The organism is Saccharothrix sp. AJ9571, assembly GCF_021725495.1.
Taxonomy (GTDB): domain Bacteria; phylum Actinomycetota; class Actinomycetes; order Mycobacteriales; family Pseudonocardiaceae; genus Amycolatopsis; species Amycolatopsis magusensis.
Genome location: NZ_CP091382.1, coordinates 8,671,037 through 8,684,803, shown reverse-complemented (window position 1 = coordinate 8,684,803; position 13,767 = coordinate 8,671,037). Strand labels below are relative to the sequence as shown.

Annotated in this window: 14 protein-coding genes and 1 pseudogene; 8 read left to right on the top strand and 7 right to left on the bottom strand. The window is 70.0% G+C overall.

The features are described from left to right. Positions 1-298: 298 nt before the first annotated feature. The 3 genes and pseudogenes from L3Q67_RS39310 to L3Q67_RS39300 all read left to right on the top strand — a co-directional run. Positions 299-448 (top strand): annotated as a pseudogene (locus L3Q67_RS39310) (DUF3099 domain-containing protein); the annotation flags it as partial. Between the two features lie 10 nt (positions 449-458). Continuing rightward, positions 459-1,589: a sensor histidine kinase gene (locus tag L3Q67_RS39305; RefSeq protein WP_499186479.1), complete on the top strand. Its 1,131-nt coding sequence runs from the start codon at positions 459-461 to the stop codon at positions 1,587-1,589. Next, positions 1,586-2,260, top strand: a complete 675-nt coding sequence (locus L3Q67_RS39300) for a transcriptional regulator (protein WP_499186478.1) — start codon at positions 1,586-1,588, stop codon at positions 2,258-2,260. Before L3Q67_RS39305 ends, L3Q67_RS39300 begins: the two co-directional genes overlap by 4 nt. Here L3Q67_RS39300 and L3Q67_RS39295 read toward each other — a convergent pair. The 4 genes from L3Q67_RS39295 to L3Q67_RS39280 all read right to left on the bottom strand — a co-directional run bounded on the left by L3Q67_RS39295 (position 2,247) and on the right by L3Q67_RS39280 (position 4,417). Further along, positions 2,247-3,068 (bottom strand): CPBP family intramembrane glutamic endopeptidase, encoded by an 822-nt coding sequence (locus L3Q67_RS39295; protein ID WP_499186477.1) that lies wholly within the window; start codon positions 3,066-3,068, stop codon positions 2,247-2,249. The two genes, L3Q67_RS39300 and L3Q67_RS39295, sit on opposite strands and share 14 nt — an antisense overlap. A gap of 184 nt (positions 3,069-3,252) precedes the next feature. Then, a complete protein-coding gene (locus tag L3Q67_RS39290) occupies positions 3,253-3,597 on the bottom strand; it encodes a hypothetical protein (RefSeq protein WP_499186476.1) in 345 nt (114 codons plus the stop codon). A 4-nt stretch (positions 3,598-3,601) separates the two neighbouring features. After that, complete coding sequence (locus L3Q67_RS39285; protein WP_499186475.1) at positions 3,602-3,976, bottom strand: hypothetical protein; 375 nt, start codon at positions 3,974-3,976, stop codon at positions 3,602-3,604. 87 nt (positions 3,977-4,063) lie between these two features. Continuing rightward, the gene (locus tag L3Q67_RS39280; RefSeq protein WP_499186474.1) at positions 4,064-4,417 is read right to left on the bottom strand and encodes a hypothetical protein; all 354 of its coding nucleotides are present in this window, start codon (positions 4,415-4,417) and stop codon (positions 4,064-4,066) included. Between the two features lie 268 nt (positions 4,418-4,685). Between L3Q67_RS39280 and L3Q67_RS39275 the strand changes: the two genes are divergently transcribed. The 3 genes from L3Q67_RS39275 (at position 4,686) to L3Q67_RS39265 (ending at position 8,643) form a co-directional block, all read left to right on the top strand. Then, positions 4,686-5,855, top strand: coding sequence for an LLM class flavin-dependent oxidoreductase (locus tag L3Q67_RS39275; protein ID WP_499186473.1), 1,170 nt, complete (start codon positions 4,686-4,688; stop codon positions 5,853-5,855). Between the two features lie 158 nt (positions 5,856-6,013). Beyond that, positions 6,014-6,943 (top strand): phosphotransferase family protein, encoded by a 930-nt coding sequence (locus tag L3Q67_RS39270; protein WP_499186472.1) that lies wholly within the window; start codon positions 6,014-6,016, stop codon positions 6,941-6,943. A 239-nt stretch (positions 6,944-7,182) separates the two neighbouring features. After that, positions 7,183-8,643, top strand: a complete 1,461-nt coding sequence (locus L3Q67_RS39265; RefSeq protein ID WP_499186471.1) for a protein adenylyltransferase SelO — start codon at positions 7,183-7,185, stop codon at positions 8,641-8,643. A 12-nt stretch (positions 8,644-8,655) separates the two neighbouring features. On the opposite strand, the gene L3Q67_RS39260 is transcribed toward L3Q67_RS39265, so the two are convergent. Continuing rightward, positions 8,656-9,339, bottom strand: coding sequence for an alpha/beta fold hydrolase (locus L3Q67_RS39260; RefSeq protein WP_499186470.1), 684 nt, complete (start codon positions 9,337-9,339; stop codon positions 8,656-8,658). Positions 9,340-9,361: 22 nt separating this feature from the next. Beyond that, entirely contained in the window at positions 9,362-9,559 is a 198-nt protein-coding gene (locus tag L3Q67_RS39255) for a hypothetical protein (protein ID WP_499186469.1), read from the bottom strand. A gap of 119 nt (positions 9,560-9,678) precedes the next feature. Between L3Q67_RS39255 and L3Q67_RS39250 the strand changes: the two genes are divergently transcribed. Both L3Q67_RS39250 and L3Q67_RS39245 read left to right on the top strand, forming a co-directional pair. Further along, the gene (locus L3Q67_RS39250; protein ID WP_499186468.1) at positions 9,679-10,089 is read left to right on the top strand and encodes a hypothetical protein; all 411 of its coding nucleotides are present in this window, start codon (positions 9,679-9,681) and stop codon (positions 10,087-10,089) included. Between the two features lie 442 nt (positions 10,090-10,531). Then, a complete protein-coding gene (locus L3Q67_RS39245) occupies positions 10,532-10,852 on the top strand; it encodes a hypothetical protein (RefSeq protein ID WP_499186467.1) in 321 nt (106 codons plus the stop codon). Positions 10,853-10,963: 111 nt separating this feature from the next. On the opposite strand, the gene L3Q67_RS39240 is transcribed toward L3Q67_RS39245, so the two are convergent. After that, positions 10,964-13,654 carry a family 78 glycoside hydrolase catalytic domain gene (locus L3Q67_RS39240; RefSeq protein ID WP_499186466.1) on the bottom strand — a complete coding sequence of 897 codons (2,691 nt, stop codon included), beginning with the start codon at positions 13,652-13,654 and terminating at the stop codon, positions 10,964-10,966. Positions 13,655-13,767: the final 113 nt, after the last annotated feature.

The window sequence follows — 13,767 nt, the reverse complement described above, 5'->3', positions numbered from 1 at the left end:
GGTGACGGGATGGACGTCACACGGTCCGGGACCCCGCGAGCGGAACACCGGCACCGCGCAAGCGTTGTACTGACTGTCGGTACGGCGGTGTCCCCGGGCCTCACCCCTTGCCTTCACGGAATACCGGTCACGCTGGAGCCGTGTCGTGCCACTCGCCGAGAGGCGACCCCCGTACCGGCCTTCATTCTCCCGTTTCCGCTCGCAGGTCGACCCCCCTCGGACCTTCGCTGGGCGGAAGCGGGACCGATTCGGCCGGCGGCGTTTTCCGCGGCGGCCGAAGTGGTGTGCGGTGAGTCAGGCGCTGGCCGTGCTCGCCGTTTCGATCCCCATGCCGTGGGTGGCGGTGCTGATCGCCAACGACCGGCCACCGCGCAAGACCGAGAAGGTGAGCACGCTGGACCGGCGCCCCCACCCGAGGTCGGGACCGGGATCCGTGACGGGTCGATAGGCTCCCGTCCATGTCAGAACCGAGGAGTCTCCGGAGCCGCTGGGCGGGTGTCGGTGCCGAGGTGCGCGACCGGTGGCTCTCCGTGGCCCTCACCGCCGCCGCGTTCGTGCCGGGACTCGCCGTTATCGGGGCCCAGTTCGGCGACCTGCCGCGCCGTGGGGCTGACGTCTTCGCGGTCCTGCTCGTCGCCGGGCAGACCCTGCCGCTGGCGGTGCGCAGCCGGTGGCCCGCTGCGACGTTCGCTGTCATCGGGATCAGCTTCGCCGCGCACGAGGTGCTCGCGTACCCCACGACCGTCGGTAGCCTCGCGCTGTACTTCGCGCTGTATTCAGTCGGGGCGCACCAGGAGCGGTTCCGCCAGGTGGTCGCGGCGGTGGCATCGGCCGGGTACGTGGTGTTCGCGGTTCTCCTGGTCCTGCGCGGATCGCCCGCGGGCCCGCCGGACTACGCCGTCTACTTCGTGGTGCTGGCCGTGGTCTGGCTGCTGGGCGCGATGGTGCGGCAGCGACGGCGCCAGGAAGCCGAGCGGCGCCGCCTCGTCACCGAAGCCGCTGTGGCCGGCGAACGCGCGCGGATCGCCCGTGAACTGCACGACGTGGTGACCCACCACGTGACGGCCATGGTGGTCCAGGCCGACGCTGCCCGGTACCTGGCACCCGAGCGCGTCCCGGAAGTGCTCACCGCGATCACCGGCTCGGGGCGGGACGCACTCACCGAACTCCGGTTCCTGCTGGGCGTGCTCGAAGCGACCGGCGCGCGCACGCCGGGCCTGGCCGCGCTGCGCGACCTCGTCGACCAGCCCGGCCGGGTCGTCGAACTGGTCGAGGAGGGCGAACGCCCGGAACTGCCCGCGGAAACCGAGCTGACCGCCTACCGGATCGTGCAGGAAGCGCTGACCAACGCGGCCAAGTACGCCGCCGGTGCCCCGGCGGCGGTGCGTGTCAGCTACGGCGCGGACTTCCTCGAAATCGAGGTGACCACCGGAAGCCCGACGACCGGGTCCGGCGCGCTCGGCTCCGGCGGCCGCGGGCTGGGCGGCCTGCGTGACCGGGTGCAGGCGCTCGGCGGCCGGTTCGCGGCAGGACCGTTGGCGGACGGCTTCCGGGTCAGCGCCATGATCCCCGCCGGGAGTGCCGCATGACCGGCCCGCCGATCCGCATCCTGATCTGCGAAGACCAGGAGCTCATCCGCGCGGGTTACGCGACCGTGCTCGGTGCTCAGCCCGATTTCGAGGTGTCCGGTCAGGCGGGCAACGGCCACGAGGCGCTCGCGCTGTTCGAGCGGCTGCGCCCCGACGTTGTCGTGATGGACATCGAAATGCCGCTGCTGAACGGGATCGAAGCGACTCGCCGCATCGCCGGTCCCGAAGCGGCGAGCCCGGCGAAGGTCCTGATCGTCACGACCTTCAACGTCGGCCAGTACGTCTACGACGCGCTGCGGGCCGGTGCGAGCGGATTCCTGCTCAAGGACGCGCCGCTGAACGAACTGGTCGAGGGCGTGCGCACGGTCGCCCGTGGCGACTCGCTCCTCGCGCCCGCGGTGACCCGGACGCTGATCGGCCGCTACGCCGACCGCATCCGCCCGGCCGGAACTCCCGCCGCGGGCCCGCTGGACGGGCTCGCGCGACGGGAGCTGGAGGTGCTGCGGCTGATCGCCGGCGGCCTGTCGAACGCGGAGATCGCGGCCGAACTGGTGCTCAGCGTGGAGACGGTGAAGACCTACGTCTCGCGGATCCTGACCAAGCTGGACCTGCGTGACCGGGTACAGGCCGTGGTGCTGGCCTACCGGACCGGGCTGGTCAGCGCCGGGTGACGAGCTTCGCCCGGCGCAGCAGCCACACCGCCGGGACCAGGCAGCACAGCAGCGCGAAGAGGCTCGCTTCCGGACCGAACGCCCCACCGGTGAGCACGTCCGGTCCGGAAAGGACGGTGCGCAGCAGGCCGGGTTCGCTGTCGGCGCCGGAGACCGCGGTGCCGAACACGCCGGATTCGGAGAAGTTCCAGGCGAAGTGCAGGCCCATCGGCAGCCACAGCGACCGCGTGGCCGTGTAGGCGATGGCCAGCAGCGCGCCACCTTCGACCGCGACGGCCAGGGTGCCCCAGAGCGTGGCGTTGCCGTTGAGCAGGTGCGTCAGGCCGAAGATCAGTGACGAGACCGCGATCGCGACGATGCTGCCGGTCCGTTCCTCCAGGACGCGGTGCACCACACCGCGGAACAGCAGTTCCTCGGTGACCGCCACCGAAGCCATCGAGCCGACCACGCCCAGGCAGGCCCAGACCGAGCCACTGGTGAAGTCGGCGTCGGTGAAGAGGACCGCGAGCAGCATCGTCGCGAGGAAAGCGCCCGCGCCGATGAGCGCGCCGCGCCCGAGCCCGCTCCACCGCCCGGCGGCGGCCAGTTCCGCGACCTCCGCCCGGTTTTCGACGCGCCGGGAAAGCCATCGGTAGGCGACGATCGCCCCGGCGGCCGCGCCGATCCCGACGAGCAGACGCAGCACCGGCACGCCCGAAACCAGCATGTCCAGCGCGCGGGCGGCGATGAGCAAGGCGGCGGTACCGACGAGCAGAATCGGTACCCGGAACCGCTGCAGCGGTGTTTTCCGCTCGGTGGGGATGGTCATCAGAAAAGTCCTCTCGCCGGTTGCTCCGCAGTACGGCGAGATTACGAACGAGCCGATGTCCGCCACATCGCTCCGTGGCGGACATCGGCGGTAGCTCTCGAGAGGGACACGGCGCCGACCGGCGTTCAGGGAGGGGACGGCCGGGTTCGCCGTGGCCGACAGCGCTGCCGGCCACGGGATGCCACTACCAGCGGATGCCGATGTTGGACGGTCCCTGCGGGCCGGAAACCCTCACCGTGTAGTGGCCGGTGGGGTAGTTGGCGCAGGTCCAGGACCGGGGCGGGTCCTCGGCGCGGAACGTGGTGCCGCAGGTGCGGCCCTGGCCGGACACCGACCACGTGGCCGTGCCGCTGCCGTGCACGTCGGCGTCGACGTGGAAGGTGGTGGCCTCGATGGTCAGGCCGAGCTCGCAGGCGGCGGTGGAGCAGTCGGAGTACTTGCCGCCCGCGTGCGCGACCTGGGGGATGAGCACGAAGGCGCTCACCGCGACGACGGCAGGGAGGACTCCCCGGAAGAGCTTCTCGCGCATCGGCTCAGCTCCCGGTCGGGTTGTCGAGCCAGCGCAGGCCGATCGACGTCGGGCCCGACGGGCCGGTCACCCGCGCGTGGTAGCGGCCCTTGGGCGACCAGCTGCGCAGCCACGAGCCAGGTCCCGCGGCCGCGTCGAAGTCCTGCACGTGGTACCAGTTCTCGTCCAGGCTCCACAGTTCCCAGCGCCCGGTGCCGGTGCCGTGCACGTCGGCGTCGATGGACAGGCCGCCACCTTTGTAGCCGGAGACGTAGAGGTCGCAGACCGTGGCCTGGCAGGTGGAGGAGAAGGCCGCGGCCGAAGCGGCCTGCGGGAGGAGCACCGCGGCGGAAGCGGCGATCACGCCGATGACCGCGCCGCGGGAAAGGCTCTTGCGCATCGATACCCCTGAAGTCGTTGCGAACGAAGGAAGAAGTCCTCGGTCAGGCGAGGAAGTACCGCGTGCCCGGCACGCGGATCGGGACGCTCACCAGCGCAGACCGATGCTCGAGGGGCCCTGCGGACCTTCGACTCGCGCGCTGTAGGTGCCCGCGGGTGCGTTGTGGCAGACCCACGAGGCGGGGCCCGCCGAGGCGTGGAAGGTGTTGCTGCAGTTGTAGCCGTTCGGCCCCCACACGTCCCAGCGGCCGATCCCGACGCCGTGCACGTCGGCGTCCACCGAGATGGAGCCACCCGGGAAGCCGGGGACGCCGGAAAGATCGCAGTTGCTCATCGAACAGGTCGCGCTCTCCGGCCCGGCCATCGCCATCGGCGGGGCCAGCACCAGACCGGCGCCCACCACCGCGGTCGCGATCGCGCCACGGGAAAGGATTTTGCGCATCGATGCTCCAGGATTGTTGCGTCCCGGGGAGGAAGTGCTGGACAGCAGCGCGCGGCATGGATTCGCGCATCCGTCTTCCCCAGGGCGAAAGTCGCCGACGGAGCGACCTTAAGGCAGCAACCGGCGCCGCGGTCGCGGTTTCAAGCTTGGATGAAGTCCTTGCCCTGTCCCGGTCCTCGTTCGACTGGGCTGATCGTGCGACTTGTGTAACGCGGCGGTCGTGGGGGCTGACTGAGCTTTCGGTGACCCGATCAAGTGGAGGCCGTGGATGAAGATCGACTTGTTCAACGAGATCCAGAATCCCCGGCCGTGGCCGGAAGGGCACGAGCAGCTCAGGTTCAGCCAGGCGCTGGAACAGGCGGTGCTCGCCGACGAACTCGGTTACGGCTGCTGGTGGCAGGTCGAACACCACGGCGCGGGGGAGTTCAGCCTGTCTTCGGCACCCGAGTTGATGCTGGCCGCGTTGTCGCAGCGCACGAGCCGGATCCGGCTGGGGCACGCGGCGGTGCTCGCTCCTGGCCGGTTCAACCACCCGATCCGCGTCGCCGAGCGGGCCGCGACGCTGGACCACCTCAGCGGTGGCCGGGTCGAACTCGGCCTGACCCGGTCGACGATCCCGGAATGGCGGTTGTTCGGCATCGAGCCGGACGACGCGCGAGCCCAGACGCAGCAGGCATTCGAGATGGTGCCGCGGATGTGGACCGAGGACCGCTTTTCCTACGACAGCGACTTCTACCGCATCGAGGATGTCGCGATTTCGCCGAAGCCGCTGCAGCGGCCCCATCCGCCGCTGTGGCAGGCGGCGGCGAGCCCGGCGTCGTTCGAGGAGGCCGGGCGCCGCGGGGTCGGCGTGCTGGGCACGACGATGTGGGAGTCGCTGGAGCGCGCGGGCAGGCTGGTCGAGTTGTACCGGGCGGCGGCCGGGCGGTGCACGGATCCGGTCGGGGCGTTCGTCAACGACCAGGTCGGGTTCTTCACGTTCGTCCACTGCGCGGACACCGACGAGGAGGCCATGCTCAACGGCGCCGCCGCGGCCGCGGCCTGGTACACGGTGACGGCGTTGACCTTCTTCGAAGCGGCCAGCGAGTTCGTGCGGCTGAACGCGCGCCAGGAGGACCTCGTGGCGTCACCGGACGGTGGTGGCCTCACCGGCGAGTTCCTCCGGAGCGAGGCCCGCAACGCGCCGACCGAGGCGAACCTGCTGATCGCCAGGATCCTGCAGGGTGAAGCGGTGCCCGACGACGAGATCTTCACCGTGCTGAGCGCGCAGGACTCGCTGATCGTGGGCAGCCCGGACACCTGCCGCGCCAAACTGCGGGCGTACGCGGATCTCGGGATCGACCGGATGATGTGCCTGCAGCAGATCGGTGGCATCCCGCACGAGAAGGTACTCAAGAGCATTCGCCTGATCGGCGAACTGATCCCGGACCTGAGCTGACCACTTCGAGCACCCGCTGATCGGCTTTCTTTCCTGCTCGGTATCCCGGGGAAGAGTGGCTGAGCGCCGCGGTGCTCAAGATTTCGGCGCAGCTCGTGCGGAGCAGAGCAGGCGATGTCGTCGTCGGCCGCGCAGGGTTCGCCTGTCAGGATGCTGAGATGCCATCTCGTGCGCGTGCGGTCGATCCTGGCGGGCTCGCTCGCTGGTGCCTGGAGCATCTGGGCAGCTCGCCGGTGGAGGAGCTGTTCAGGTCCGGGCACCTGTCCACTGTCCTCGGGCTCCGGCTGGCCGATGGCCGTGAGGTCGTGGTCAAGGTCCGTCCGCCCGCGCCGCGGATAGCGGTATGCGTCGAGGTCCAGCGTCGCCTGTTCCAGGCCGGTTATCCCTGCCCGCGGCCGCTCACCGGCGCCACACCCTTCGATGGTGACATCGCCACCGCGGAGCTCTATGTCCCCGGCGGCGCCGAGCTACCGAGCGCGGACCGCGCGCCCACTGTCTTCGCTGAGGCGTTCGCGCGGCTGATCCGGCTGGCCCCCAGTCCCGCTGAGGTGTCCGCGCTCGACCCGGCACCGTCGTGGGCGGCCTGGGATCACGCCGGGGACGGCCTGTGGCCGCGCTCGGAGGACTCCGATGTCGACCTCGATGAGGTGTCCGGCGCGGAATGGATCGACGAAGCCGGGCATCGTGCTCGCGACCGGTTGCGGATCGGCGAGTCCGGCGCTGTGCTCGGCCACTGCGACTGGCTTGCCGGCAACCTGCGCTGGAGCGACGACGAGCTGCTGGTGGTGCACGACTGGGACAGCGTGACCGCGGACAGCGAAGACGTCCTGGTCGGCTTCGCCGCCGCGCTGTACTCGACCGTCGACGCGGACAAGCTGGCCACCGTCGAGGACACGCGGCGATTCCTCGTCGCGTACGGCCATGCGCGCGGCCGGGACCTCAGCGCCGGCGAACTTCGACGCGCGTGGGCGGCGGGCGTGTGGACCAGGGCCTACGACGCCAAGTTCCAGCACGCGATCGGGCAGCCCATCACCTCACTGTCGGAGGACGAGGCCCGTGAGCGCCTCCACCATGCCGATACCGCGTGACCACCCCGCCAGCCGGATGGCCCGACTCGATCGTCCTGCACACACGATCCCGCCCGCCATCGCCCAGCTCTTCGAAGCCTTCCGGGGGCCGAGCCACCGGTTCGTCGACAGCGACGATGCCGTCTACCCGCCGGAACGCCATGATGTACGCCGAGTGTTGGCTGGTCCTCCCGATCATCGACCGCTGAGCGAGTGGCCGAAGCCTGCCCGGCGGGCCCGCGCCACGTACCGTGGATTGGGTGAGCACCACATCGCCCCCCACCTTCACCCTGGGCGCCGACTTCGCCCGCGCGGTCCCGGAGCTGGCCCTGGCCTGGCAGGCGGAACAGGTTCCCGAGCCGCGACTGCTCGTGCTCAACGAGCCGCTCGCCGAGGAGCTGGGCCTGTCCGCGGCCTGGCTGCGCGGCTCCGAGGGGGTGCGACTGCTGGTGGGCAACCACGTTCCCGACGGTGCCACCCCGGTCGCGCAGGCCTACGCGGGGCACCAGTTCGGGTCCTACTCCCCGCGGCTGGGCGACGGCCGCGCGCTGCTGCTCGGCGAAGTCGTCCACGCCGACGGCCTGCCGCGCGACCTGCACCTCAAGGGCTCCGGGCGCACGCCGTTCGCCCGCGGCGGCGACGGCCTGGCCGCGGTGGGGCCGATGCTGCGCGAGTACGTCGTCAGCGAGGCCATGCACGCACTGGGCATTCCCACGACCCGCTCCCTCGCGGTGGTGGCGACCGGGCGATCGGTGCGCCGCGAGACGCTGTTGCCGGGCGCGGTGCTCGCCCGGGTGGCGAGCAGCCACCTGCGGGTCGGGAGCTTCCAGTACGCCAGGGCCACCGGCGACCTCGATTTGCTGCGCAGGCTCGCCGACCACGCGATCGCCCGGCACCACCCGGGCGCCGCCCAGGCCGAGCACCGCTACCTGGCGCTGTTCGAGGCGGTGGTCGCCGCGCAGGCGTCCTTGGTGGCCCGCTGGATGCTCGTGGGCTTCATCCACGGGGTGATGAACACCGACAACATGACGATCTCCGGCGAGACCATCGACTACGGGCCCTGCGCGTTCATGGACGAGTTCGACCCCGCCACCGTCTACAGCTCGATCGACCACGGCGGGCGCTACGCCTACGGCAACCAGCCCGTCGTGGCCGAGTGGAACCTCGCCCGGCTCGCCGAAGCCCTGCTTCCCCTGTTCGCCGAAGATCAGGAGCAGGCGATCGCACTCGCGGTCGGGGTGCTCGAAGGCTTCGGCGAGCAGTACGAGAACGCCTGGTCAGCGGGCATGCGCGCCAAACTCGGCCTGCCCGGGGACGCCGCGGTCATCTCAGGGCTGGTCGAGGAGCTGCTCACCCTCCTGCGGGACAACCACGTCGACCACACCACGTTCTACCGCCGCCTGGGCGCGGCGGCGCGAGGCGACGCCGAACCGGCGCGGGAGTTGTTCCTCGACCTCGCGGCGATCGACGGCTGGATGACGCGCTGGCGGGCACTGGGGCCGGACGCCGACGCGATGGACCAGGTGAACCCGGTCTACGTCCCCCGCAACCACCTCGTCGAGGAAGCCCTCGCCGCCGCCACCGAGGGGGACCAGGGGCCGCTCGACCAGCTCCTGGACGTGGTGAGCGCCCCCTTCGACGAGCGGCCCGGCCGTGAGCGGTACGCGGCCCCCGCCCCGAAGGACTTCGCCGCCGCCTACCAGACCTTCTGCGGCACCTGACGCGCTGTCGTTTCAGGCGTCGGCTGCCGCGGCGAGGACGCGGGCGAGTTCGGTCGGCTTGGTGAGCATGGGCCAGTGACCGGAGTCGATGTCGACGAGATCGAGGCGGGTGACCTTCGCGAGTTCGGCGACCTCGCCGGCGTCGATCAGCTCCTGGGCCTGGGCAACGGTGAACTCGGGACACACGAGTACGACCGGCACATCGAAGCGCCGCTCGTCCGTCAGCCGCACGACGCCGGTGGCGACGCCCTCGGGTACGGGGATCGCGGTGGCCGCGAAGGCGCGCCTGGCTTCCTCGTCGAGGTCGGCCGAGTCCGGTCCCTCGAAGGGCGCCCAGCCGGGGAAGGGCATGACGCCGTCCCGAAGTTCGAAGAAGTCGGCGTATGGCTTCCCGTCGGCGGCCGGGAAGCCACCGATGAGGACGGCCTTGAAGACCTTTTCCGGCCGTGCGTCGGCGGCCAGCCAGGCCAGCGTGCAGGCTGCCGAGTGCCCGACCACCACGGGCCTGCCGGAGGCCGAGTCCACCGCGGCGAGCACGGCCGCCACCTGGTCGTCGAGCGTGGCGGAAGCCGATCCGTCGCCCTGGCCGGGCAGGGTCAGCGGCACCGGGTTGTGGCCGAGCGACCGGAGTGTGGACGCGACCTCGTCCCAGGCGGATCCGCCGAGCCACAGGCCGGCGATGAGCAGGACGTCCATGATCAGTTCTCCTTTCCCGCGGTCAGGTCACCGCGGTGCCTCGACAGAGCACGCTATAGCCGATTCCGTCGAAATTCTTCGAGAAGCCGGTATCCAGGTCGAGTCGGTCCGAGGGCCGCACGGCGGGTACCGGCTCCGGCGTGGGACGAAGTTCGCCGTCTCGCAGTGCGAAGTAGCCCATGACATCGGCCAGATGCGCGCGGTCCTGGTGAGTGGTCACACCCACCCATTCCGGAGTTCACCCGGTCGCGTCACCAGCAGGATCGAGGGGGTTCAGTCGCACGTGAAATTTGAGCAACCCGTGGCCATGGGTGGTTAATATCTGTCCACATGAAGATGATGACCGGAAACTCAAGGAAACGAGCGTCGCTGCGGACCGCTGGTGTGCTGGCCGCCTCGGTGGCGGCGCTCGGCGGCTCGGGATTCGTGGCGACGGCGGCGACCGCGCACACCGAGGGCGACGTCGGCACCATGACCCGCCAGGTCGGCTGTGGAAGCCTGAACCCGAGCGAGCTGGCCAACGCGTGGCACGGCACCAACAGCATCGGCGGTCTGTGCTTTGTGGACGGTGGTACCTGGAACTCCTCGGTCGGCCGGAACGTGCACTCCTACTGCGCGGGTGACCACGACTCGCTGATCCAGTACAAGTTGCCCAACGATCCCTACATGTACTCGCAGACCGCGCCGCGGCGCACTTGCCGTCCCTTCGACTACAACGCGGACATCTGGGTGATCACCCGCACCCGGTGATCCGCCCGCTGGGCCCCCGCCCAGGACCTGGGCGGGGGCCGGGCACTGGGCCAAACCGAGCGGCAAATCACGCCCGGGAGAATTGATATACGGCGGCCGGCGACGGGACGCGTGGCTACTTGAGTCCGTCAACGTGTCGCACCAGGTACTCGAACTGCTCTCGCCGAGGTGTTTGTCGTCTGCCAACGCCACTCCGTACACCCGGCGGCACCCGACGGCCCTGAAGGTTCCGGTGACGCCAACCGTTCGGTTGTACCAGGCATCCTGATTTCTTTCGCGATTGTTGGTGTCGAAGTCCGTTCGTCCCTCGTTCCCCCTCGAAGCGAGGCACGGCGACTTCTGGAATCAACCGGAACAGTCGCACCGACGCGGTCCGGCGTGCGGTATTATTCGCTCTTCTTGGCGATCGGCAGAATAACGAATCCTCGCTGTCAGCGGGGCCATGTGCGCCGCACTCCTCGGTTTCGGCGCTGTGTCGGCGACGCAGGCCACCGCCGCTGAGCCCCCGGCAGCAGCGCCACAAGCGGCGGTCCAGCTGAGCTCGTACTGGGAGCTCTACTACGACCAGTGGTTCAACTCGGCGGCCAAGTGGGAGGCCCGGGGCATGGACGTCACGGATCCTTCGAGTTGGCACTACATCCCCGGTACGATCCGCTACGACTGCTTCCTGGGCTCGGGCCACACGAAGTGGTCGATGATGATCGAACGGTGCGACTGCCGAATCGAATCGGGCGACGCGAGGCGGTCGATCAGCATCGGTTAGCCCTTGATGCAGCGATCGTCACAAGTGCAGAGTTCGGGAACCGATTGAGTTCAGTTCCCGAACCCTGCGGGTTTCTGCACGAAAGTACCGTGGCTTCGTCGAGTCTTCCCTCTACGAACGGAAAACCGACTGCCCGGAGCCGATTTCGTATACCGCGTAGCCGTCGCGCACATCGAGCAGCCGGGGTTTGCCCTTCCCGGTGAAGCGCACGCTCGCCGCGTCGCGGGCCGGGACGTGCACTTCGGCGCGGACGTTGACCGGCACGTCCAGCCGCAGGGTGAAGTCGTCGCCGGAGCGGCGCCAGTCCACCGCGACCTGCCCCCGCTGGATCGGCACGGTGCCGGCCGCACTATCCACACCGGAGTGTGGCGGCCGGATCCGGATCCGGGAACCCGCCGGAGCGAGGGAAGTGACACCGAGCAGGGTTCGCTGCATTTCGGCCAGCGCGGTCGCGCCCCACGAATGCGACAGGCTCTGCCCGGTTTCCGGTGCGTCCCACGATTCCCAGGTGAACGTGCCGCCCCTGGCCAGGATGTTCGCCCATCCCGGGCCTGCTTCGTCGGTCAGCCGGGCGACCACGGCGTCCGGGTTTTCGGTGAGCGCGTTCAGCAGCCGGTGGGCGGTCATCGGCCCCATCCGCAGGCCGAGTCCGATGACGTGGTCGACGACCGCTCCCCGGCTTTCGGGCGGGACGATGCCGTAGGAAAGCGCGTAGGCGCCGGCGATCTGGGAAGCGTGCGTACTCGGTGAACCATCGTCGCGCAGGCCGTCGATGTAGCGGCCGTTCGTGTCGCGGAGCTTCTGGTTGATCGCACCGGCCAACGTCGACGCGTCTGCTCGGAGTCGGTGTGCTTCGGCGTCGCGGCCCAGTGCTTCGGCGGCGTTCGCCGTGGACCGCAGGGCGTCCACGGCGAGGATGTTCACCGTGGTGCGCGCCGCGGTGTCCATGTCGTAGCCGTAGCGCATGGTGGCGGGCCAGTCGACGATGCCGTACTGGTAGGCCCCCGAACCGCCGGTGAGCCGGGTGACCAGCCCGGTGTCATCGATGTGCCGTCGCACGTAATCGGCGACCGCGGTCATCACGGGATACGCCTCGCCGAGCAGTTGCCGGTCACCGGAGTGCAGGTGGTAGTCCCACACCCAGCCGGGGAACACCTCGGTGTAGTCGGGGATGTCGCGTTTGCCGTCACCGTTGGGGTAGACGGCGTTGAGCCTGCCGTCGGGCCAGTAACGCTGCTGGGAGGCGATGAACTGGCGGATCGCCTGGCGCGTCAGCCCGCGCTCGCCGTACCCGGCCATCGTGGCCGTCGAAATGTCCACCGCGTCACCGAGGAACTGTCCTTTTTCCCGGGTCGGGGTGTCCAGGAATTGTTCCTGTGCCCCGTAGAGCGCGGATCGGAGCATCAGGTCGAACACCGCGTCGACCCGGGGATCGTCGGTGTCGAGCCGCGCGGTTCGCGCCGGATCGACCGCGGTGTGCTGGAGCACGGCACGGATGTCGGTGTCCCCGGCGGCGATCTCCAGGTAGCGGAAACCGACGTAGGTGAAGGCGCGGAACGTCTGCTCGCCCGCTCTTTCGGTGTAGGCGAAGCTCAGATCGGTGTTCTGGTTGTCCTCCGGTGACCGGGACACGCTGCCGTCCGCGGCCAGCAGGTAACCGGCTCGCATGGGGATCCGGCGGCCCGGCTGCCCGTCGTGGAAGGTGACCAGGGGGACCGCGGTGAGCACGCGGCCGAAGTCGGCGACCACCGCGCCCGAATCCAGCTTGGTGATGCTTCGCGGGGTGACGACTTCGGTGGTGAGATCGGTTTCCTGGCCCCGCAGCCGGGTGAAGACGCCGCTCGGGTGCGTGCCGATCACCTGCGGGCTTCGCCAAGCCGAGGCGTCGAAGCCGGGACGGTTCCAGCCGAGCGGTTCGGCGGTCGCGTCGAAGTCTTCCACGTAGTCGCCGCCATCGCCGTTGCGCTGCGGCGCGGCCAGCCACGGCCCCTTGGTGACCTGCCAGCTCGAATCGGTGACCACCACTTGCCTGACGCCATCGGCGTGGTCGACGACCAGTCGCACCAGCAGTCCCGGTTCGCCGGCCGGGCGGCCCTGACCGCCGCCGTACCAGTGGTAGAGGGCGCCGATCGTGGCGTGCTCGGCCGCGGCCAGGCGCGCCGTGACGTCGACCGTGCGGTAGTACCCCTCGTCCGGGTAGCTGAACGCCCCGCCGCGGTCGATCACCTCGCCGTTGAGGTGCAACTCGTACTGGTGGCTCGCCGCGACGTAGGCCCGCGCCCGCACGATGGGTGCGTTCCGGATGGTGAAGTCCTTGCGCGCCAGCGTGTAGTCGTCCGGTTCACCGGTGGTCCGGCGGATCCACGTGGCCGCCCAGTCCGCGTCGCGCAGTCCGGTGTCGAAGGAAGCCGTTGCGGCCCAAGGGGATGGGGCACCACGAACGTCCCAAGTGCGCACGGTCCAGGTGTAGCTGGTGGCCGGGGTCAGCTCCGGGCCCGCATAGGCCACGTACTCCTGGCGGGCCGAGGCGACCCGGCCGCTGTCCCAGACGGTGTGCCCGTCACCTGTCCTGACGAGGATTCGGTACGCGGACTGGACTTCGCCCGGATCGCGGTCCCTCGGGCGCCACCCGAACAGCGGAGCGCCTTCGACGTTCAGCGGCCGCGCGCGGTCGCCGACGGTCAGGTCCGCCGGTGCGCTCGGCGAGTGGTTCGGCGTGGCCGCCGCCAGCGGGCTGAGCCCGGTGGTCAGGGCGAGCACGGCGGCCAGCGCTCGTCCGCACATCCGGGCCCGCAGACGCATCGACGGCTTCCCCTCTGCTTGTGAGCGCTAACAAACCCACCCTCCGCGCGACCGGTCTCGAAGTCAATACTCCAGGCAGGGCCACAAGGAAAACGCTTTCTGGCATTGACGCC